This is a genomic window from Leucobacter luti (assembly GCF_050310065.1).
GTDB lineage: Bacteria > Actinomycetota > Actinomycetes > Actinomycetales > Microbacteriaceae > Leucobacter > Leucobacter luti_B.
In genome coordinates this window covers 2,526,314-2,547,006 of record NZ_CP190007.1, presented here as the reverse complement: position 1 = coordinate 2,547,006, position 20,693 = coordinate 2,526,314, and the positions used below count along the sequence as shown (strand labels likewise).

The following is a 20,693-nucleotide window of genomic DNA, read 5'->3' as shown; positions in this document are numbered from 1 at the left end:
GATCCTGATCCAGCACCGATCCCGATCCCGCACCAGCACCCGCTTCTGAAAGGCCAGATCACATGACCGAACCGCGGCAGACCGCCCTCCACGACGAGCACGAGCGGCTCGGCGCGTCCTTCACCGATTTCGGCGGCTGGGACATGCCGCTCCGCTACGGCTCGGAGCTCGCAGAGCACCGCGCCGTCCGCGGGGCCGCCGGCCTCTTCGACCTCTCGCACATGGGGGAGATCCGCGTGTCCGGCGCAGGCGCCGCCGCGTTCCTGAACGCGGCGCTCGTCGGCAACCTCGCCGTCATCGCGGTGGGTCGCGCGAAGTACTCGCTGATCTGCGACGCGGACGGCGGGATCATCGACGACCTGATCACCTACCGGCTCGCGGAGGACGAGTTCCTCGTCGTGCCGAACGCCGGCAACGCACAGACGGTGCTCGCGGAGTTCCAGCAGCGCTCGGCAGGCTTCGAGGTCGCGATCGCCGACGAGACGGCGGCGACGAGCCTCATCGCCGTGCAGGGGCCGCGCTCCGTCGAGATCCTGCACGCCCTCGTGCCCGAGGAGCAGCGCGCCCTCGTCTCCGACATGAAGTACTACTCGGCGGCCGAGGCCGACGTCGCCGGGGTCCGCGTGCTCCTCGCCCGCACCGGGTACACGGGCGAGGACGGCTTCGAGCTCTACGCGCCGAACGACCGCGCGGCCGAGCTCTGGAACGCCCTGCTCGCCGCCGGCGAGCCGCACGGCCTCATCCCCGCGGGCCTCGCCGCGCGCGACTCGCTGCGCCTCGAGGCAGGCATGCCGCTCTACGGCAACGAGCTGAGCCGCGAGGTCACCCCCTTCGAGGCGGGCCTCGGGCCCGTCGTCTCCTTCAAGAAGGAGGACGACTTCGTCGGCCGGGCGGCGCTCGAGGGGCGGCGCGACGCGGGATCGGCGCGCGTGCTCGTCGGGCTCTCGGGATCCGGCCGCCGCGCAGGCAGGCCCGGCTACGCCGTGCTCTCGGGCGGCGAGACCGTCGGCGTCGTGACGAGCGGCCAGCCAAGCCCCACCCTCGGCCACCCGATCGCGCTCGCCTACGTCGACGCGGCCCTCGCCGAGCCCGGCACGGCGCTCGACATCGATCTGCGCGGCAAGGCCGAGCCGTTCGAGGTCGTCACGCTTCCCTTCTACCACCGCGCGAACTGAGCGCGAACAGTCCCAACCCAGCAGTAAAGGAACACATCATGAGCAAGGTACAGACGGGCCTCCGCTACTCGGCGGAGCACGAGTGGATCAACGCCGAGAGCCCCGCGGTCATCGGCATCAGCCAGGTCGCGGCGGACGCGCTCGGCGACATCGTCTTCGTCGACCTCCCAGAGGTCGGATCGACGATCACGGTCGGCGCGATCGTCGGCGAGGTCGAGTCGACGAAGTCGGTCTCCGAGATCTACACCCCGGTCGCTGGCGAGGTCGTCGAGGTCAACGACGAGGTCGTCGCCGACCCCGCGCTCCTCAACTCGGATCCCTACGGCGCGGCCTGGCTCTTCAAGGTCGCCGTCACCGAGGAGGGGCCGCTCCTGAGCGCCGAGCAGTACGCGGCAGACAACAACGGCGAGCTCTAGGGTCTCGCCGTGGCCGTCAGCGTCTTCGACCTGTTCCGTGTGGGGATCGGGCCTTCGAGCTCCCACACGGTCGGGCCGATGCGCGCGGCGGCCGACTTCGCGGCGCGGCTCCTCGCCGCAGGCGGGCTCGAAGGGGTGCGCGGCCTCAGGGTCGAGCTCTTCGGCTCGCTCGCGGCGACGGGGCGCGGCCACGGCACGTTCCCCGCGGTTCTCGCAGGGCTCGAGGGCATCGACCCCGAGCGCGTGCTCCCGGCAGAGCTCGACGCGGCGCTCGCCCGCATCGAGGAGACGGGCCGTGTGCGCGTGTGCGCCGAGCTCTGCGACGCGCCGCGCGAGGTCGAGTTCGGGATCCCGGACATCGTGCTGCGCCCCCTCACGATCCTGCCGACGCACCCGAACGGCATGCGCTTCGCGGCGCTCGACGCCGCGGGCGAGCCGCTCGCCGAGGAGACGTACTTCTCGGTCGGCGGCGGATTCATCCTCCGCGAGGGCAACGAGGCGGCGGAGGTCGACCGCATCGAGTCGGCCGTCGCCGAGCAGCCGTACCCCTTCGCGACGGGCGGCGAACTCCTCGCGCACACCCGCTCCTCCGGCCTCTCGATCGCGGGCGTGATGCTCGCGAACGAGGCCGCCCTGCTGCCCGAGGACGAGATCCGGGACCGCCTCGAGCACCTGTGGCGCGTCATGGAGGCCTGCAAGGACTCGGCGCTCGAGCGCACGGGAGTGCTGCCGGGCGGGCTCGAGGTGCGCAGGCGCGCCCCCGAGTGGCACCGCCGCATGCGAGAGCGGGATCCGGATCGCGATCCGCAGTTCTGGCAGGAGTGGATCAACCTCGTCGCGCTCGCCGTGAACGAGGAGAACGCGTCGGGCGGGCGCGTCGTCACCGCACCCACGAACGGGGCCGCCGGCATCATCCCCGCCGTGCTTTTCTACGCGACGCACTACGCGCCGGGCGCCGCCTCGTGGTCGGCGGCCGAGAAGCGCGCCGTGATCGCGGACTTCTTCCTTGCCGCGGCCGCGGTCGGGGTGATCTGCAAGGAGCAGGCCTCCATCTCGGGCGCCGAGGTCGGCTGCCAGGGCGAGGTGGGATCCGCCTCCTCGATGGCGGCCGCAGGCCTCACCCAGGTGCTCGGCGGCACACCCGAGCAGGTCGAGAACGCCGCCGAGATCGCGATGGAGCACAACCTCGGCCTGACCTGCGACCCGATCGGCGGGCTCGTGCAGATCCCGTGCATCGAGCGCAACGCGATCGCGGCGTCGAAGGCCGTGAACGCGGCCAAGATGGCGCTCATGGGCGACGGCTCCCACTGGGTGAGCCTCGACCAGGTCGTCGCGACCATGCGCGAGACGGGCCGCGACATGCACTCGAAGTACAAGGAGACCGCGATGGGCGGTCTGGCCGTCAACGTCGTGGAGTGCTGACGCCGCAGGTCCTACGATGAACCCATGAGTTCATCACCGCAGATCGGGCACCGATCGATCGCGGAGCGCCTCGACGCGCTCCCGTTCACACGCAGGCACGGGCGCGTCCTCACCGGCTCGGGCGTCGGCTGGGCGCTCGACGCCATGGACGTCGGCCTCATCTCCTTCATCATCGCGGCCCTCACCCAGCACTGGGGGCTCACGAAGGGCGAGACCGGCCTCATCGCCTCCGTCGGCTTCGCGGGAATGGCGATCGGCGCGAGCCTCGGTGGCCTCCTCGCCGACCGGATCGGGCGCAGGCAGGTGTTCGCGCTCACGCTGCTCATCTACGGCGTCGCGACGGGCGCGAGCGCCCTCGTCGGTGGCGTCGCGATGCTGCTCGTGCTGCGCTTCTTCGTCGGCCTCGGGCTCGGAGCTGAACTGCCGGTCGCCTCGACCTACGTGAGCGAGCTCGCGCCGGCCCGGATCCGGGGCCGGCTCATCGTGATCCTCGAGGCGTTCTGGGCCGTCGGCTGGACCGCCTCGGCCGTGATCGGGTACTTCGTCGTGCCGGCCTCCGAGGACGGCTGGCGGTGGGCCTTCGCCCTCGGCGCGATCCCCGCCGTCTACGCGCTCGTCGTGCGGCTCGGACTGCCCGAGTCGCCGCGCTGGCTCGCCGGTCGCGGGCGCACGGCCGAGGCCGAGAAGGTCGTCGCCGACTTCGAGCGCTCCGCCGGGCTCGAGCCGCAGGCGGGCGCGGCGATCGTGGAGGCCGGGACCGGTGCTGCTGCGGCTGCTGGCGCGGCGGCTGCTGGCGCGGCGGCTGCTGGCGCGGCGACTCCCGGCGCGCCGGCTCCTGGCGCGGGCGCTCCTGGCGCGCGGGTCATCGCCCGCACGAGCGGCGGGCGGCTCGCGGCGCTCTGGTCGGCGGAGTTCCGGGGGCGCACGCTCTCGATCTGGGTGGTCTGGTTCTGCGTCAACTTCGCCTACTACGGCGCGTTCATCTGGATCCCGAGCATCCTCGTCGACGCGGGCTTCAGCCTCGTGCGCTCCTTCGGCTTCACGCTCATCATCACGCTCGCGCAGCTGCCGGGCTACGCGGTCGCCGCCTGGCTCATCGAGGTGTGGGGGAGGCGGCTCACCCTGTCGGTGTTCCTCGTCGGCTCGGCGGGATCCGCGATCCTCTTCGGCACCGTGCACGCCGAGGGCGCGATCATCGCCTCGGGCATGGCGCTCTCCTTCTTCAACCTCGGCGCGTGGGGCGCCCTCTACGCCGTGACCCCCGAGATCTACCCGACCTCGCTCCGCGCCACCGGCGCCGGCTGGGCCGCGGGCGTTGGCCGCATCGCGTCGATCGCGGCACCGCTCGTCGTGCCGCTCATGCTCGTCGCGGGAGGGGCCGGGCTCACCTTCACCGTGTTCGCGGTGTTCTTCTTCATCGCGGCGGCCGCCACCTGGGGACTCGTGGACCGCGGCGGCAAAGCCCTCGACGACCGCTAGCGCGGCGGCGGCCGCGCTTCGCGCGCCTGCTGCTCCTGCGCTCGCTCCGAATTCTGCGCTCGTTCCTCAGCTTTCGCCCCGGATCGTGCGAACGAGCGCAGATTGCGGAGGGAGCGCGGAGGCACGGTGCTGAGGTGCGCAGTTTCGCTCCGGCCGAAGGCCTGCCCCACCCCTGCGCTCGTTCCCAAAACTGCGCTCGTTCATATGTTTTCGGCCCGGATGGTGCGAACGAGTGCAGATTGCGGAGGGAGCACCGGGGCACGGTGCTGAGGTGCGCAGTTTCGCCCGGGCCGACGGCCTGCCCACCCCTGCGCTCGTTCCCAAAACTGCGCTCGTTCCTATGTTTTCGCCTCGGATCGTGCGAACGAGCGCAGATTGCGGAGGGGGCGCGGGGCCGGGCCTCGGGCCCCCGATCCCGAACTACTCGGTGACGATCCCGATCCCGCTGCTCTCGGAGGCCTCCTGCACGGAGCCGAGGTTCGTGACGCGGTCGATTCCCGCGGCGCGCATGAGCTGCTCGGCCTGCCCGGAGCGGTTGCCCGAGCGGCAGTAGACGTAGTAGTCGGCGGCCGGTTCGAGGCCCGGGATCGCCGCCTCGAGCTCGCCCCCGGTGAGGTCGAGCAGGCGCGCGCCCTCGAGGTGTCCCGTGGCGTACTCCTCGGGGGTGCGGACGTCGATGACGACCGCGCCAGCGGGGAGCGGCTCGCCCGGCCCGCCTGGAGCGGATGCCCCGGATGCGGCGGGGGAGCAGCCCGCGAGGCCGAGTGCGAGCGCGGCGAGCGAGACGGGGAGGAGTAGCTTGCGGATCATGCGCGGTCCTTCGGATCTGGGGTTTGTGAGGGTGGAGGAGGATCCCGTGCCGGCCGGTTAGGCGGCGACGGGCAGCTCGCTCGTCGGCACGTTCCCCGGCACTGCGGACCACGCCGCGAAGCTGCCGTCGAGCTCGGCGACGTCGTAGCCGGCGCTCCGGAGCGCGCTCGCCGTGACCGAGACGCGCACGCCGCTCTGGCAGTAGGCCACGATCGTGCCGTCCTTCGGGAGGCGGTCGAGGTTCCACAGCGCGCGGCCGCCCGAAAGCTGCTCCGCGCCGGGCAGGTGCCCGGCCGAGTACTCGGTGAGGTTCCGCACGTCGAGCAGGAGCGCGCGATCGAAACCGTCGAGCTCGCCCGGCTGGATCACGAGCGGGCGCACGAGGTCGAGCCCCGCGAGCGAGGTGACGAAGCCCTCGACCGTGTCGATTCCGACCCGGACCAGGTGATCCCGGATCTCGGCCGCGTGCTCGGCCGACTCGGCGAGGAGCACGATCGGGCGCGCCTCGCGCTCGGGATCCACGACCCACGCGCCGTAACTCGCGGACTTCGCGGTGCCCGGGATGTTGAGCGCGCGCTCGACGGTGCCCTCGTGCACGAGCGAGTGGTGGCGCGTGTCGACGAAGACGACGCGGTCGGCGTCGAGCTCGGCGCGGAGCTCCGCCGCCGTGAACTCGCGGAGATCCCGATCCCGAGCCTCGCCCATCACGGCGGGGCCGAGCTTGTTCTCCTTTTTCATGCGGGCGAAATAGGCGTGAGCGTCCGGCTGGCCGCTCAGCAGCTCGTCGACGAAGCCCTGCTCGTCGTCGTTCCGCAGATACTGCGCCCACCAGGAGAAGTTCCGCTCGTAGCCGACGGTCGTGGTCGGGATCGCGCCGAGGGCCTTGCCGCAGGCGGATCCGGAGCCGTGTGCCGGGAGCACCTGCACGTAGTCCGGGAGGGTCAAGAAGCGGTCGCGGAGGCTCGCGAACAGGTCCTTCGCGCCCTGGAAGCGGGTGTTCACGAAGCCTGCGGCCTCGTCGAGGAGGTCGGGCCGGCCGAGGTCGCCCACGAACACGAAGTCGCCCGTGAGCATGAAGCCCGGCTTGTCGCTCTGCGCCCCGTCGGTCACGAGGAACGACATGTGCTCGGGCGTATGGCCCGGGGTGTGCACGGCCTCGATCGAGATGCGTCCGAGCTGGATCCGGTGACCGTGCTTCATGCGGACCGCGGGATCGAAGTCGGGGCCGTAGGTCCAGTCGGGGCCGCCCTCGTCGGAGACGTAGACGGTCGCGCCGGTTGCGGCCGCGAGTTCGCGCGTGCCGGAGAGGTAGTCGGCGTGGATGTGGGTCTCCGTGACCGCGACGATCCGCATGCCGTTCTTCTCGGCGATGTCGCGGTAGATGGCGATGTCGCGGCGGGGATCGATCACGATCGCCTCGCCCTCGGCCTGGCAGCCGATGACGTAGCTCGCCTGCGCGAGGTCCTCGTCGTAAATGCGCTCAAGCAGCATGATCTCGGTGCTCCGTTCTTCGGTGTCGCGGGGTGGGTCAGTGGCCGGCGCAGCGGTCGGCCTCGGGGACACCAGCGAGGGCCTCCTCGACGTGCTGGCCGCAGCCGCTCCAGGTCGGCTTGCCGCAGGCTGAGCAGGTGATTCGTGCGCACATGGTCGTGTTCCTTTCGGGGTGATTCGGTGGGGTGCGGAATGGTTGGGGGTCAGGCCGTCTGCGCGGTCTCGCGCTCGGCGATCTGGCGGCGGACGTCCTCCATGTCGAGATCCCGCGCGCCCTGGATCAGTTGGTCCAGCTGGGCGGGCGGGAGCGCGCCGGGCTGCGAGAAGACGAGAATGCCGTCGCGGAAGACCATGAGGGTCGGGATCGAGGTGATCCGGAACTCTGCGGCGAGCTGCTGCTCAGCCTCGGTGTCGACCTTGCCGAACACGATGTCGGCGTGGGTCTCGGCGGCCCGCTCGAAGGTGGGGGCGAAGGCGCGGCACGGGCCGCACCAGGCCGCCCAGAAGTCGACGAAGACGATGCCGCCGTCAGAGACGGTCTCTGCGAAGTTGTCTGCGGTGAGGGTCTTGGTGCTCATTGCTACGGTTCCTGTGTTCGTTCGGGGATGGATCAACGGCCAAAGAGGCGCGCGAAGAAGCCGCCGCGCTCGGCCTTGGCGGCGCGGGCCGCCTCGAGCTGCGCGGGGGAGTGCTTGCCGTTGCACCAGTCGGAGGACGGGACGGTGGCCTTGACCATGGCGACGTGCTGGCCGCAGCCAGCCCAGGTCGTCTTGTTGCAGGTCTTGCATCGAACAGCGCGGCACAAGGGGTCTCCTCGGAAGGTACGGATTTTGATACCCCAGGGGGTATTTTGCGTTCTGGAGATGACTATACCCCCTGGGGTATGCTGGTTGTCAAGCCGCAGGGCAGCCGAAGCTGAGAGAGGGGTCAGGAATGACCGAGAAGACCGCAGAGTTCGATGGCGCGCTGGATCACGATCCCGCGGCGAAAAAGAAAGTGGTGAACCGGCTGCGCCGGGCGCAGGGTCAGCTCGCCGCGGTGATCGACGCCGTGGAGACGGACGCGCACTGCCGCGACATCGTGCAGCAGCTGTCGGCGGTGTCGAAGGCGCTGGATCGCGCGGGATTCCTGATCATCTCGACGGCGCTCAAGGAGTGCCTCACCGACCCCGAGGGCTCGGGCGAGGAGCGCACGGAGGAGCTGGAAAAGCTCTTCCTCTCCCTCGCCTAACTCGCGCCGTGTAGCTCGGCTAGGTATGGCTCAGTCAGGTGTAGTGCGGGGGCGGGGTGCGGAGCGAGCCCTCGGCCGCCGACTCGAAGGCGGCCGCGTAGGCGAGTAGGGGCACGTCGTCGTAGGCGCGGCCCGCGAACGTGATCCCGACGGGCATCCCGATGTCGGCCATCGTGCCCATGGGCACCGTCACGGTCGGCAGGCCGACGTGTCGAAGGGCGTAGTTTCCGTTCGAGAAGAACACGCCGTTCGACCAGGCGTGATCCGCCGCCCCGGGATCAACATCGGCGTTTGCGGCCCCTACGTCCGCGTTCGCGGGGAACACGATCCCGTCGAAGCCGCCGTCGTCGAGCCAGCGCTCCACGAGGTCCTCGCGCAACGCGACGATCGCGCGGAGCCCCTCCGCGAAGCGCGGGTGTTTGCGCGGATCAGCGATTCCTTCGCGCGCCTGCGCCACGATCGCGCCGAAGCGGTCGTCGTGGTCGCCCACTCGCTCGTACCGGTCGGGCAGCGTTCCGGGCGTCGCGGGGTAGATGCGCGTCGAGTCGACGACGCCGAGGTTCGGGATCGCGTGGTCCCCGTTTGCGCGCAGGAAGTCGTCCCACCCGAACGCCAGGAAGTGGGTGAACTCGATCTCTGACCAGTCGGACGGCAGGGAACCCAGCTCGCCCAGGAACTTCTGGCCGGGTCGGTCGCCTTCGTACTGCTCGATCAGGGGGAACCCGGTCTCGATCACCTCGGCGCCCGCGGCCTCGAGGCGTGCCCGGGCCGCGTTAAACAGGGCCAGGACGCTCGGCCGTACTCGGATGGGGAAGTTCGGGTCTTTGCCGAGGTACATGCGCGGCACCGCGAAGCGTTTCCCCCGCAACGCGTCGGGATCCTGCAGCGACAGGTAAGTGTCGGGGCGGTGCTCGCTGGGCTTGGGCAGCGGGATGATGTCCTGGTTGCGCCAGAAATCGCCGCGCGTGTCCGGATCATCCTGCACGAGCACGTCCAGCAGGCGCAGCATGTCCGGCATCGACCGCGTGTGCGGCACCACCACGTCCCGTGCGGGGAACAGGGGCCAGTTACCGCGGATCGAGAGGATCCCCCACGACGGCGTATACGCGCACAGGGCATTGTTCGAGGCGGGGCTACGCCCCGACGACACCGTCTCTTCCCCCATCCCGAACACCGCCAGGTTCGCCGCGGTCGACACCCCGGACCCGTTGGAGGAGCCCGACGCGTACGCTGCCGCCAAATAGTCCCGGTTGTAGGGGCTTTCCGCACGCCCGTACACGCCGCGCTGCATGCCACCATCGGCCATCGGTGGCATGTTCGTCTTCCCGATCAGCACCGCCCCCGCCTCACGCAGCATCCGCACCGTAAACGCATCCCACCGAGCGACCAGGTGCTCAAACGCCGGCGACCCCGCCGCGACCGTGAGGCCCTTCACCATGTAGGAGTCCTTCACCGTGAACGGCACCCCCTCCAACGGGCGCGCCTGCCCGGCAGCCCACCTCCGGTCAGACTCCGCCGCCTGCGCGAGCGCGTCAGGGTTCAGCACCGGGATCGCGTTGAGCCCCTCCGGGCCCGTGTCGTACCGCTCGACACGCGCAAGATACGCCGCCACCAGGGCAGACGGCGTCACCGCCCCCGACGCAAACGCGTCAAGCACCCCCGCGATACTCACCTCGAGCAACTCAACACCCCCGGCCAGATCGGTGGCCGCCGGGGATTCGATGGCCTCCGTAGCCTCGGGGGCTTCCGTGGTGCTTGGGTGCTTTTCCATGTGCGCTCCTCCTCGAGGCTGTCGTGAGTCCGGCGGGCGGGATCCGGGGCCGCGCGTCGCTTGCTCGCCGCCGTGAGAGGGGATCCGTGCGCCGCTGAATCCACATTGGCAGGCGCCATGCACGCGTTGTGGGTGCATGTACGCCGATTCAGCGCAAAATAGCGTGCATAAGCAACTATTCTGGCCGCATGTCAGCCACGAAGCTCGAGCCGGGCACCCACGACCGAGACAACCGGCGCTGGTTCGAGCTACTCGAACGGCTGCGCCCCGAGGGGCTGGCCGATGCGATCCTGCCGCTCGTCGACACGCTGCCCGGATACGAGGACACACCGATCCCGCGCGCCGAGATTCGCCGCCTCGCGCTGCTGTCGTTCGAGGCGATTCTGGATGGGCTGCGCTCGGGGGAGCTTGAGGAGGCGGTGTCGGTGGCCGCGGAACTCGGATCCTCGCGCGCCCGGGTGGGCGTCGAATTGAACGCCCTGATCTCAGCAATTCGCCTCGATTTCACGGTGCTGTGGGAGGCGCTCACTGACATTGCGGACGACGCGGACGCCCCGCTCATCGTGCGGCGGACGAGCCGGGTGATGCGGGTCGTCGACGAGTACGTCGTGCAGGCGCAGCGCGCCTATCTGGCGGAGGCGCAGCGCATGAGCGACCGCGCGGATTCCCGCAGGCGCGGGCTCCTGGGTGAACTGTTTGGCGAGCGGCCGCCGAGCAACGCGCGGCTCGCGGACATCGCGGGGGCGCTCGGGATCGCGGCGAACGGGGAGTTCTTGATCGCCGCGGCGGGGGCCGGCGTGGCCCCGAGAACGCTCGCCGCGCTCGCCGAGATCGGCAGGCTGGGCATCGCGCCCCTCGAGTACGAGCTTGGTGGCCGCCTCCTGGTGCTGATCCCGCACGATCGGGAGTTTCTGCGTGTCGAGGAGCGTCTCGGGGGCGTGCTCGGCTCGCTCCCGATCGGGATCGACGTTGCGCACGGGATCGGCGATGTGCGCCGCGCGGCCCGGATCGCCGAGGCGCTCGAAGCTCTCGTTGCCTCGGAGGGCGACACGGCGATGACCTGGGATCGCGGCTGGGTGCGCTTCACCGCGGGGCTGCTGCGCTCCGCGGGGGCGCCCGGGATCGAGGCGATCGAGCGCGGGCTCGCGGGGGTGTCGCGCCAGCGCCGGGAGCGGCTCGTCGAGGCCGTGCGCGGATACCTGGTCACGGGCGGAATCGCCGAGACCGCGGAGGCGCAGTTCTGCCATCGCAACACAATCTCGAAGCGGCTGCGCGAGTTCCGCGAGCTGACAGGGATCGACCCGCTCGTGCCGGCTGAGGCCGCGCGCCTCGTCCTCGCATGGCCGCCCCCAGAAACCCCCTGAGCCCTTGGCGGGCCGCCCACCTTGCCGAAACTGCGCTCACTGTGCGATTTATCGCGGATACACCACGCAGCGAGGGCAGTTTCGGCAGGGTACGGCTAGCGACGGGCGCGCCAGCGCGCGCGTAGCGCGAACGCCAGCACGAGCAGCAGGAGGCCGTAGAGCGCCAGCGCGATCGGGCCCTGGAAGAGGACCGAGAAGTCGCCGTTGCTGCTCATCGCCGCGTCCCGCAGGCTCGTCTCGGCGAGGGGCCCGAGCACCATCCCGATGATGAGCGGCGCGAGCGGGTAGTCGAGCGCCCGCATCACGAAGCCGATGATCCCGATCCCGAGCAGCAGCAGCAGGTCGAAGACCGAGCCGGAGGTCGAGTAGATCCCGAGCCCGCAGAACACCGTGATCCCCGCGTACAGATACGGCCGCGGGATCAGCAGCAGCTTCGCCCACAGCATCGCGAACGGTAGATTCAGGATCAGCAGCACGACCATCGCGATGAAGAAGCTCGCGAGCAGCACCCACACGAGGTCGGGCGCGCGCTCGAAGAGCAGCGGCCCCGGCTGCAGCCCGTACTGCCTGAACGCGCCGAGCATGATCGCCGCGGTCGCCGAGATCGGCAGGCCGAGCGCGAGGAGTGCGCCCATCGCGGTGCCGGTGGTCGCGTTGCCCGCCGCCTCCGGCGCCGCGAGGCCCCGGATCGCGCCCGTGCCGAACTTCGGCCGCTTGCGCCGCGCGTCGAGGCGCTTCTCGATGCCGTAGGCGAGGAAGGTCGGGATCTCGGATCCACCGGCCGGCACGACGCCGAAGGGGAGGCCGATCGCGGTGCCGCGCAGCCAGGCCGGGGCGGCTTCGCGCACCTCAGCGCGCGTGAGCCACGGCCTGCCGCTCGGCCGGATCAGGCTCTTGTCCTTCATATGCCGTTCCAGGCACGCGACGTAGATGACCTCGCCCAGGGCCAGGATCGCGACCGTCACGGTCACGAGCGAGACCCCGTCGAAGAGGAGCGGCGAGTCCATCGTGAAGCGCGGCGCGCCCGAAACGCTGTCGACGCCGATGGTCGCGATCCCGAGCCCCATGAAGAGCGTCGCGAGCCCCTTCACGGCGTTGTCGGTGACGACGGTCGAGGTCGCGGCGAACGCGAACACGGCGAGCGCGAAGAACTCGGCCGGGCCGAAGCTGTTCGAGAACTCCGCGAGCGCCGGCGCGAGGAACACGACGACGACCGATGCGATGAATCCGCCGATGAAGGCGCCGATCGCGGCGGTGGCGAGCGCCTGGGCGGCCCGCCCGTTGAGCGCCATTTTGTGGCCCTCGAACGTCGAGGCGATCGCCGAGGCCTGGCCGGGCGTGTTCATGAGGATGCCCATGGTCGAGTCGCCGAAGAGCCCGCCGAAGTAGACGCCGGAGAACATGATGAACGCCGCGGTCGGATCGAGCGAGAACGTGATGGGCAGGAGCAGGGCGACCGCCATCGAGGAGCCGAGGCCCGGCATCACGCCGACCGCGGTGCCGAGCAGGCAGCCGACGACGACCCACAGCAGGTTCTGCCAGGTGAAGGCCCCCGCGAAGCCCTCCATCAGGAGTGAGAGTGCGTCCATGTCAGATCCCCCAGCCGAAACCGAGCAGCCCGGAGGGCAGGGAGAGCCCGAGCAGCATGTCGAATGCGATGTAGGCCACCGAGGCGACCGTGAGGCCCATGATCAGGCTGTGAACGGGGCGTCCGACCCCGAATCCGCGCGCGACGCACCAGAAGAGGAGCGCCGCCGCGATGATCCAGCCGAGCGGCTTGAGGAGCAACGCGAAGCCGAGGAACGCGCCAACGACCCACGCGAGCGAGCGCCAGTCGAGCGCGACGGAGCGGCTGGGCGGCGCGCCGTCGGCACCGCCGGCCCCGCCAGCCCCGCCGAAACCAGCGTCCTCGCCCTCGTCGGCCACGAGCTCGAACTCCGGATCAGTGTCCGGATCCGGATCCGCAACCGGATCCGTGCCCCGCCCGTCGCCGCCCCGCCGCAGCCCGCGCACCGCGCTCGCGATGAGCAGCGCCGCGAACAGGAACAGCCCCGCGGCGATGAGCTGCGGGAAGAACTGGGGACCAGGGAACGCGGTGCCCTCGGGAATACGCATGGTCAGGATCCCGATCTGCAGGTAACCGGCGAAGGCGACGAGCACCGCGGGCATGATGAACGGGACGAGGACGGATCCGGCGCCGCTTCCGCGCTCGAGCTCGAGCGACTCGCCGACGACCGCCGACGCTGAGGTGGGATTGTTTGTGGGGTTCATACGCCCATCTCCTCGTAGAGTCGCGCGACGCGCTTCTTTTCCGTGTCGAGGAAGCGGTCGAGTTCGTCGCCCGTGAGTACCTGTTCGGTCCAGCGATAGCGGTCGATCGCGTCGCGCCACTCGGGGGTGTCGAGCGTCTCGAGCACGACCTCGCGCAGCGCCTCGACCTCCTCCTCGGCGAGCCCGGGCGGGGCCGCGAGCATCCGCCAGTTGGCGAGCGAGACGTCGTAGCCCTGCTCCTTCGCCGTGGGGATGCTGATCCCCTCGATGCGCTCCGGCGTTGCGATCCCGAGCGCCCGGAGCCTGCCGGACTCGATCTGGTCGATGTTGTCCGGGTAGCCGCCGGTCGCCGCCTTCGCGGTCCCGTTCAGGAGGGCCTGGATCGCCTCGCCGCCGCCGTCCGAGGAGATGTACGTCGTGTCCACGGGATCGATGCCGGCCGCGAGCGCGAGCTCGGTGACGACGAGCTGGTCGAAGGATCCGCCGCCGGTCCAGGGGATCGAGCGGGGATCCGCGCGCCACGCCTCGACGAGCTCGTCGAGCGTCTCGTAGGGCGAGTCCGCCGGGACGACGATGACGTCGTACTCCTCGACGAGGAGCGCGAGCGGGGTGACGTCGTCGAGCGTCACGGCGGATCCGTACTGGATCGTCGCCGCGAGCTGCCCGATCCCGCCCACCATGATCGTGTTGCCCTGGCCCGCGAGCGTCGCGAGGCTGCTGAGCCCGATGGTGCCGCCAGCGCCGGGCACGTTCACGACCTGCACATTGTTGACGATGCCGTTCGCCCGCTGGGCCTTCTGGATCTCGCGGGCGACGCCGTCCCAGCCGCCGCCGGCGGCCGCGGGGGCGATCACGGTCAGCGAGGTCCGCGCGTCCTGCCCCGCCGTGGCGGAACTGATCGAGCCGAACGAGGCGATCCCGATCGTGGCGGCCGCGAACAGCCCGCCAATGATGCTGATGACGGTCCGGATCCCGGATCGCGCGGGGCGAGTCGTGCCGACTCCGTCTGGGTGCTGAGAGTCGCGGGCGGGTGCGCCGCGAGAATGGTTCATCATGTCTGCTCCTTCGCGCGAACGCCGTTGTCTCCGCGCACCCCAACTACAATTGCAACTGCCTCCCCGGGGGGAGAGGCCGCCGCACATTGTGCTCTTTGATGCTCACGCAACCGCTCTCGACCCCGGAGGTACCTCACTTGATCAGCTGGACCACGTCCAGAGCGGCCCGGATCGGGATCCTGTTCCTGCCGAGCCTCATCGTGCTCGCCTGCGTGGGAGTCACCGTCGCGATCGCCGTATCGGTGCAGGATCGGAGCATCCGCGAAACCACGGGTGAGCGGGTGCGACACGTCGCGACCAACCTCGCGGCCCTGACCCAGGTGCAGGACGCCCTCTCCGGCGTCGGCCCCGAGCGCGCCGGACTCAGTGGCCGCGCCGAAGCGGCGCACGACCTGGAGGCGACGCTGCGCGCCGCCCAGCGTGACCTGCAGCCGCTCGCCGACCTCGTGACGGAGACCTCCGGCGTCGACTACGTCGTCATCGCCGACGTGCGGGGCGTGCGTGCAACCCACCCGGAACTGGAGGAGCGGGGCGAGCCGCTGTCGACGGATCCGTCAGACGCCCTCTCGGGCGTCGAGTATCTCGGCACGGAGGAGGGGACGCTCGGTCCGACGCTCCGGGCGAAGGTGCCCGTGCGGGACGAGCAGGGGCACGTCGTCGGGATGGTGTCGGTCGGGATCCTGGAATCCCGGATCGCGGAGGACCTCAGCGACTCGCTGCGCCAGCTCATGCCGTGGGCGCTCGCCGCACTCGTCGTCGGCACGCTCGTGAGCTCGCTCGTGGCGGCCGCCCTCGAAACCCGCTTCCAGCGGCTCGACGCTGCGGCGCTCGAGGCGGACCGCCTGCGGCGCACGGCCGCCGCCCTGCGCGAGCAGTCGCACGAGTTCAACACGCGGATCCATGTGATTCACGGGCTCGTCTCCCACGGAGACACGGCCGAGGCGATCGACTACATCCAGACGCTCGCGCCCGTGCGCACCACGCCCTCGGACGACGAGCTACAGGGCCAACCCCTGCTGCGGGCGACCGTGGAGGCGCTGCGCGCCGAACTCGAGGCGAGCGGTGCGCGGCTCATCGGGCGATTCGAGCTGACGTCCGACATCGACGACGAGCTCGCCCTCCTGCTCGCGAACCTGTGCCGGAACGCGGGCGAAGCCGGGGCGAGCACCGTCCAGTGCTGGCTCGCCCAGGAGGGCGCGCGCGTGCGCGGCACGGTCGAGGACGACGGCCCCGGCATCGAGACGAGCCAGGCCGAGCGGGTCTTCGCGCGCGGATTCAGCTCCAAACCCGACGGAACGGGTGCCGGCAGGGGAGTGGGGCTCGATCTCGTGCGCCGGATCGTGCTCGCGCGCGACGGCGCGATCGAGCTGGGCCGCTCGGAGCTCGGCGGCGCGAGGTTCGGCTTCGAGTTGGACGCGAAGCCGTGAGGCCGGGGTCTTCCGCAGGCGCTGCCGCGGGCGCGCCTGGCGCGCCTGGCGCGCCGGGAGCGCCGGGAGCGCCGATCCGGGTGCTGGTCGTCGACGACGATCCGGGCGCTAGAGCCCTGCACGCGCGCTTCGTAAGCGAGGCCCCCGGCTTCGTGCTCGCGGGGGTCGCCGGGAGCGGGCGCGCGGCGGTCGAGCACGGGATCCGGGAGGGCATCGACCTCGTGCTGCTCGACATGCGGCTGCCCGACGTGAGCGGCGTCGAGGTGCTGAACCGTCTCCGCACGCTCGGCCACGGTTCTCCGGATGTGCTCGTGATCAGCTCTTCCCGCGATCAGGTGACGGTGCGGCAGGCGCTCGCCGCACGTGTCGTCGGTTACCTCGCGAAGCCCTTCACCCAGGAGGTGCTCGCCGCGCGCCTCGCGGACTACCGGGCTGAGAGGCGGTCAGTGCGCGCCGGCGCGGGAGCTGGGTCGGGGGCCGGGGCGGGGCGCGAGGAGCGCGAGCTCGTGCTCGGTCAGGGCGAGATCGACCGGCTCGCGTCGACGGGCCGGATCGGCGTCGCGGGATCCCGCGGCGGTGCGGCCCCCGCGCTCGCGCCCGTGCCGAAGGGGCTGTCCGAGTTGACGCTCACGCGCGTGGTCGAAGCGCTCGACCCGGTCGAGCCGCTCTCGACGGTTGAGCTGGCGCAGAGCCTCAAGATCTCGCGAGCGACCGCGAGGCGATACCTCGATTACCTGACCGAGATCGGCGCCATGGACCTCGCCCACCGTTACGGCCGCCGCGGACGCCCCGAGGTTCTCTACCGCCTGGTGCCCGCGGTGCAGCTGCCGTGGGCTGGCCGCGGGTAGGGCGGCCGGTCGGCCGGTCGGCCGGTCGGCCGCTCCGCGGATCCGCCCCGGCTGAGTTGACCCAAAGTGTGCCTTGGAGTGCAGATTGCGTCACTTTCGGTCAACTCAAGCCGGCGGCCAGGGGCAGGGGAGTCCGGACGGGCGCCCCTCCCCGAACAGTTGACCCAAAGTGTGCCTTGGAGTGCAGATTGCGTCACTTTCGGTCAACTCAAGCCGGCGGCCAGGGGCAGGGGAGTCCGGACGGGCGCCCCTCCCCGAACAGTTGACCCAAAGTGTGCCTTGGAGTGCAGATTGCGTCACTTTCGGTCAACTCAAGCCGGCGGCCAGGGGCAGGGGAGTCCGGACGGGCGCCCCTCCCCGAACAGTTGACCCAAAGTGTGCCTTGGAGCGCAGATTGCGTCACTTTGGGTCAACTCAGGCCTGCGGGGCGCGCCGCGCCGGGCCGGGACGGACGAACCGGAGCACTAGCCGCGGCGGCGGCGCCCCAGGAACAGCGCGCCGGATCCCGCAGCGAGGAGCGCCGCGATTGCGGCGGCGAATACCGCCCCTATCTGGGCCGATACCCCAGTGCGGGCGAGGCCGTCAGCCGAAGAGCCGGATCCGGATCCCGACCCCGACCCCGACCCCGATCCGGATCCCGGCTTCTCGCCGGCCGCGGTCACCTCGAGCGGGAGCGACAGCTCCGTGCCGTCGGCCCGGCGCACGACGACCTCGTGACCGCCGACGGCGGCGTCCGCGGGCACCAAGACCCGCGCCGAGAAGGCGCCATCGGCGTCCGCGGCGAGCGACTGCGACGCGGCGCGAACCACGCGAGCCGTGCGCGACGCTGCCGAGTCGGCCCGGCGGAGCTCGACCGAGACCTCCTCACCGGCCGCGAAACCCGCGCCGTGCGCGGTGACCTCGCCGCCCTGCGCGACCGAGGCCGCACTGAGCGAGAGCTCGGGATCGGGCTGCGGTTCGGGGTCGACGGGCGCGTCGACCGGGCGCGGGACGTCGACGTGCTTCAGCTCGGTCGGCTTCCCACCCGCTCCGAAGGAGTAGGCGGTGACGCGCAACCGGTCGTCGAAGAGTCCCACGCGGAGGCCGACGGGATCCGAGCCCCCAACGGGCTGTTCGGCCCAGTCACCCGAGGGCCCGTACTGCGTGGTCACGGCGGCAGTGTTGACGATCGTGGGGCCGTGCTTCGCGCTCGGATCGAAGCGCTGCTCGACGCTCCAGTCGTTCAGGAGCGGCGACCAGTGCGTGTGGCTCGTGAGGACCGTGACGTTGGGGTTCTGCGCGAGCAGGCCCTCGAGCCGCGCGGTGTCGGCCGCGAAGTCACCCTGATAGAACTTCGCGTAGGTGCCGGAGACCGAGTCGTTGAAGACGTGGTGGGAGAAGAGTACGACTGGCGTGTTCTGCGCCCGCCAGTGTGCGAGGCGCCCCTGCAGCCAGGCGAACTGCTCGTCGCCCATCTCGACGAACGGCCCGCTGCCCGTCTGAGCTGGGTAATTGTGGAATTCGCTGCCGATCCAGAGCACGGGGAGCTCGCCGTCGACGACGACCTCGCCCCAGAGCCCGGCGTGCGCGGGATCCGCGCCCTCGGGCGCGAGCTTGCGCATGTCGGTGCGGTCGAGGAAGCGCGAAATGTAGGCCTCCGACCCGTTCGCGCCGAAGAACTCGTGGTTGCCGATCGTCGAGATCTTCGTCCGGTACTGCTCGCCCGCTGCCCGGTTGAACGCGTCGAAGTAGGCGCTGTACTGGGGGTCAGTGCCGTTGCTCGTGAGGTCGCCGTTCGAGACGATCGTGCTCGACTGAGGCGCGAGCGCGCGGAGGCCCGGGATCACGTTGTCGCGCATGCGGGCGTTCGCGCCCTGCACATCGCTGAACACGCCGACGACGGCGCTCGGCTTCGCCGAGTCGGCGAGCGGTGCGAGCGGGCGAACGAGTTCGACGTCGTCGATGCGCCAGGATCCGGATCCCGCGGGTGCGGCAAAGGCGAACTCGAGCGTCGCAGTGGTCGCGCCGCGCGGCACCTCGATCGGGATCCGGAGCTGCTCGGACTCGCGGGTCTCCGCTCCAAGCGAGAGGAGTTCGGCGCGCTCGCCGCTGTCGAAGACCGCGGTGATTGCCGCGGCGGCGGATCCGGATCCGCGCTTCAGGAAGTGGCTGTCGAGGCGGAGCTCGAGGCCCGCGCCCGCACCCGCGCCCGCCGCTGCCGCGCCCGCGCCCGGCACCGGCACCGCCTGCGAGCGGAGCACTCCGTCGAACGGCGCGGCGCTCGCCTCGGCAATGGCCATCGTGCCCGATGCGCGCGTGAATGCGTGGCGGCGGTCCGTGCCGTACTGCTCGAGCGAGGCGGCGCGGTCCAGGAACTGCCACGCGGTCGCGCCGCCCGTGGTCCACGTCTCGGTGTCCGACTCGAAGCCGCTGTGCCAGAGCTGCTGCTCGGTGGAGGAGTAGTCGGGGAGCCCCGCCGCGAGGACCGTGATCCCGAACTCGACGGGGTTCGCGCCCTCGCCGCTCAGCCGCACCGGGATGATCCCCGGCGCCTGATCGGCGGGGATCGGGACGGTGAGTTTCGCGCGCCCCTCGGCGTCTGCGGCCGGCGCCTGCACCGTGCCCGAACCGACGGCCGCGGTGAGTTGCTGGCCGGCCCGCAGGCCGCTCAGGGTGATCTCGGCCGTGCCGCCCGCGCTCGCGACGGGCTTGCGTCCGCTCTCAATTACCGGTGTGACCGGGACGGGGGCCGCCTCAGCGACGCGCACGTTGTCGATCATCCAGAACCAGTTGTTGGAGCTCTGGAGGTAGCTCCAGCCGAACTGGACGCTCTTCGCGCCGGCCGGTGCATCGACGGTGAACTTCGCGGACTCGTTGAGACGGTGCGCCTCGAAGCCCTGGACCGTGCGGGGTTCGCCGCCGTCGAAGCGGGCGACGAGGCGCGCGTTCTGCGGCGCCTGGCCCTGCTTGTAGTGGCTGTCGAAGCTGACCTCAACAGCCTGGGCGCCCCCGGAAAGCGGGATCCGCGGCGACCACAGCGTGGAGTCAAAAGTGCCGGTCGCGGGGCGGTTCTTGTCGGAATGGACGACCGCGACGAGGCCCTGCCCCTTGGCGAACGAGGTGCGGTCGCCCGTGCCGTCCCAGGTGTTCACCACGTCGGCGGTCGAGTGGAAGCTCCACCCCTGCCAGCCGGTCTTCATGCCCGCGATGTTGCGCTGTTCCACGGTCCACTCGCCCGGGGCGCGATCCGGCGCCACGGCGCCGTCGAAGGTCTCGAGGAACTCGGCGGGCGCGGATCCCGCGCCGCCAGGCTCCGCGGCGGCGGGAGCAGCGGATCCGGGCGCGAGGCCGCCCGGTGCGGCGAGCAGGCCGCCCGCGATCGCGAGGACTGCGCCGCCCGCGAGGAGGCCGGCGCGTCTGCGCGCACCGCGGGGATTGCGTGCTGATCTGGACATATGCGGGGTTATCTCCTGGTTCTCTGGTGTGGCGGTGGTGTGGCGGAGGGTTTTCGGCGCGCCGGATCGCGGCCCCTGGACAGGGCCTCGGCCCGGGATTTGTATCCCTTTCTGAGGGTCGGCGCGAAGAAGTTGTGTTGACTCGATCCTGGCGGCTGCGGTGGCATGGCTGACACCGTTGTGGCGACTGTTCTGGGAGAGTTCACGGCCGTTCGCCTGCGCTTCAGGATGGTTCACCGCGCGTTTGGGCGACACCCCGGGCACTTCGCGCACGTGTCTACCGAAGCGCGCGGCCGCCGCTGCCCGCCGCCCGCCGCCCGCCGCCCGCCGCCTGAGTTGACCCAAACTGCGCCCTGGAGCGCAGATTGGGGCACTTTGGGTCAACTCAACCCGGTCGGGCTGCGTCGGGCGAGCAAGGGTGGGGTCCGGGCCCGGGAGCCCGCCTTGAGTTGACCCAAACTATCCCTTGGAACGCAGATTGCGTCACTTTGGGTCAACTG

The 20,693-nt window shown here is 70.9% G+C and carries 17 protein-coding genes; 8 read left to right on the top strand and 9 right to left on the bottom strand.

Annotation, left to right across the window (positions count from 1 at the left end; all coding sequences use genetic code 11):
• Positions 1-62: 62 nt before the first annotated feature.
• Genes gcvT through ACOPJ3_RS11555 form a run of 4 tightly spaced genes read left to right on the top strand, consistent with a single transcriptional unit; the run spans position 63 to position 4,492 of the window.
• Positions 63-1,175, top strand: a complete 1,113-nt coding sequence (gcvT, locus tag ACOPJ3_RS11570) for a glycine cleavage system aminomethyltransferase GcvT (protein ID WP_427869317.1) — start codon at positions 63-65, stop codon at positions 1,173-1,175.
• A 38-nt stretch (positions 1,176-1,213) separates the two neighbouring features.
• On the top strand, positions 1,214-1,591 hold the full coding sequence (gene gcvH / locus ACOPJ3_RS11565; RefSeq protein WP_427869316.1) for a glycine cleavage system protein GcvH: 378 nt from the start codon (positions 1,214-1,216) through the stop codon (positions 1,589-1,591).
• A 9-nt stretch (positions 1,592-1,600) separates the two neighbouring features.
• Positions 1,601-3,013, top strand: coding sequence for an L-serine ammonia-lyase (locus tag ACOPJ3_RS11560; RefSeq protein WP_427869315.1), 1,413 nt, complete (start codon positions 1,601-1,603; stop codon positions 3,011-3,013).
• 24 nt (positions 3,014-3,037) lie between these two features.
• Entirely contained in the window at positions 3,038-4,492 is a 1,455-nt protein-coding gene (locus ACOPJ3_RS11555) for an MFS transporter (RefSeq protein WP_427869314.1), read from the top strand.
• A 420-nt stretch (positions 4,493-4,912) separates the two neighbouring features.
• Here ACOPJ3_RS11555 and ACOPJ3_RS11550 read toward each other — a convergent pair whose 3' ends face one another.
• The 4 genes from ACOPJ3_RS11550 to ACOPJ3_RS11535 all read right to left on the bottom strand — a co-directional run bounded on the left by ACOPJ3_RS11550 (position 4,913) and on the right by ACOPJ3_RS11535 (position 7,598).
• The gene (locus ACOPJ3_RS11550; protein ID WP_427869313.1) at positions 4,913-5,302 is read right to left on the bottom strand and encodes a rhodanese-like domain-containing protein; all 390 of its coding nucleotides are present in this window, start codon (positions 5,300-5,302) and stop codon (positions 4,913-4,915) included.
• A gap of 57 nt (positions 5,303-5,359) precedes the next feature.
• Positions 5,360-6,793 carry a rhodanese-like domain-containing protein gene (locus tag ACOPJ3_RS11545; protein ID WP_427869312.1) on the bottom strand — a complete coding sequence of 478 codons (1,434 nt, stop codon included), beginning with the start codon at positions 6,791-6,793 and terminating at the stop codon, positions 5,360-5,362.
• Between the two features lie 203 nt (positions 6,794-6,996).
• A complete protein-coding gene (trxA, locus tag ACOPJ3_RS11540; protein ID WP_427869311.1) occupies positions 6,997-7,371 on the bottom strand; it encodes a thioredoxin in 375 nt (124 codons plus the stop codon).
• 32 nt (positions 7,372-7,403) lie between these two features.
• Positions 7,404-7,598: a hypothetical protein gene (locus ACOPJ3_RS11535; RefSeq protein WP_427869310.1), complete on the bottom strand. Its 195-nt coding sequence runs from the start codon at positions 7,596-7,598 to the stop codon at positions 7,404-7,406.
• Between the two features lie 128 nt (positions 7,599-7,726).
• Between ACOPJ3_RS11535 and ACOPJ3_RS11530 the strand changes: the two genes are divergently transcribed.
• The gene (locus tag ACOPJ3_RS11530; RefSeq protein WP_427869309.1) at positions 7,727-8,023 is read left to right on the top strand and encodes a metal-sensitive transcriptional regulator; all 297 of its coding nucleotides are present in this window, start codon (positions 7,727-7,729) and stop codon (positions 8,021-8,023) included.
• A 34-nt stretch (positions 8,024-8,057) separates the two neighbouring features.
• Here the strand turns inward: ACOPJ3_RS11530 and ACOPJ3_RS11525 are convergent, their stop codons facing one another.
• Positions 8,058-9,794 (bottom strand): amidase, encoded by a 1,737-nt coding sequence (locus ACOPJ3_RS11525; protein WP_427869308.1) that lies wholly within the window; start codon positions 9,792-9,794, stop codon positions 8,058-8,060.
• Positions 9,795-9,982: 188 nt separating this feature from the next.
• Between ACOPJ3_RS11525 and ACOPJ3_RS11520 the strand changes: the two genes are divergently transcribed.
• On the top strand, positions 9,983-11,158 hold the full coding sequence (locus tag ACOPJ3_RS11520) for a helix-turn-helix domain-containing protein (protein ID WP_427869307.1): 1,176 nt from the start codon (positions 9,983-9,985) through the stop codon (positions 11,156-11,158).
• A gap of 95 nt (positions 11,159-11,253) precedes the next feature.
• Here ACOPJ3_RS11520 and ACOPJ3_RS11515 read toward each other — a convergent pair whose 3' ends face one another.
• Genes ACOPJ3_RS11515 through ACOPJ3_RS11505 form a run of 3 tightly spaced genes read right to left on the bottom strand, consistent with a single transcriptional unit; the run spans position 11,254 to position 14,484 of the window.
• Positions 11,254-12,747: a tripartite tricarboxylate transporter permease gene (locus ACOPJ3_RS11515; RefSeq protein ID WP_427869306.1), complete on the bottom strand. Its 1,494-nt coding sequence runs from the start codon at positions 12,745-12,747 to the stop codon at positions 11,254-11,256.
• 1 nt (position 12,748) lies between these two features.
• Positions 12,749-13,429: a tripartite tricarboxylate transporter TctB family protein gene (locus tag ACOPJ3_RS11510; protein WP_427869305.1), complete on the bottom strand. Its 681-nt coding sequence runs from the start codon at positions 13,427-13,429 to the stop codon at positions 12,749-12,751.
• Positions 13,426-14,484, bottom strand: coding sequence for a tripartite tricarboxylate transporter substrate binding protein (locus ACOPJ3_RS11505; RefSeq protein WP_427869304.1), 1,059 nt, complete (start codon positions 14,482-14,484; stop codon positions 13,426-13,428). Before ACOPJ3_RS11505 ends, ACOPJ3_RS11510 begins: the two co-directional genes overlap by 4 nt.
• A 137-nt stretch (positions 14,485-14,621) precedes the next feature.
• Between ACOPJ3_RS11505 and ACOPJ3_RS11500 the strand changes: the two genes are divergently transcribed.
• Together ACOPJ3_RS11500 and ACOPJ3_RS11495 are read left to right on the top strand one after the other, a co-directional pair.
• Entirely contained in the window at positions 14,622-15,911 is a 1,290-nt protein-coding gene (locus ACOPJ3_RS11500) for a sensor histidine kinase (RefSeq protein WP_427869303.1), read from the top strand.
• Entirely contained in the window at positions 15,908-16,759 is an 852-nt protein-coding gene (locus tag ACOPJ3_RS11495; protein ID WP_427869302.1) for a response regulator, read from the top strand. The genes ACOPJ3_RS11500 and ACOPJ3_RS11495 overlap by 4 nt, the downstream gene beginning before the upstream one ends.
• 464 nt (positions 16,760-17,223) lie before the next feature.
• Here the strand turns inward: ACOPJ3_RS11495 and ACOPJ3_RS11490 are convergent, their stop codons facing one another.
• On the bottom strand, positions 17,224-20,193 hold the full coding sequence (locus ACOPJ3_RS11490; RefSeq protein WP_427869301.1) for a metallophosphoesterase family protein: 2,970 nt from the start codon (positions 20,191-20,193) through the stop codon (positions 17,224-17,226).
• Between the last annotated feature and the right edge of the window lie 500 nt (positions 20,194-20,693).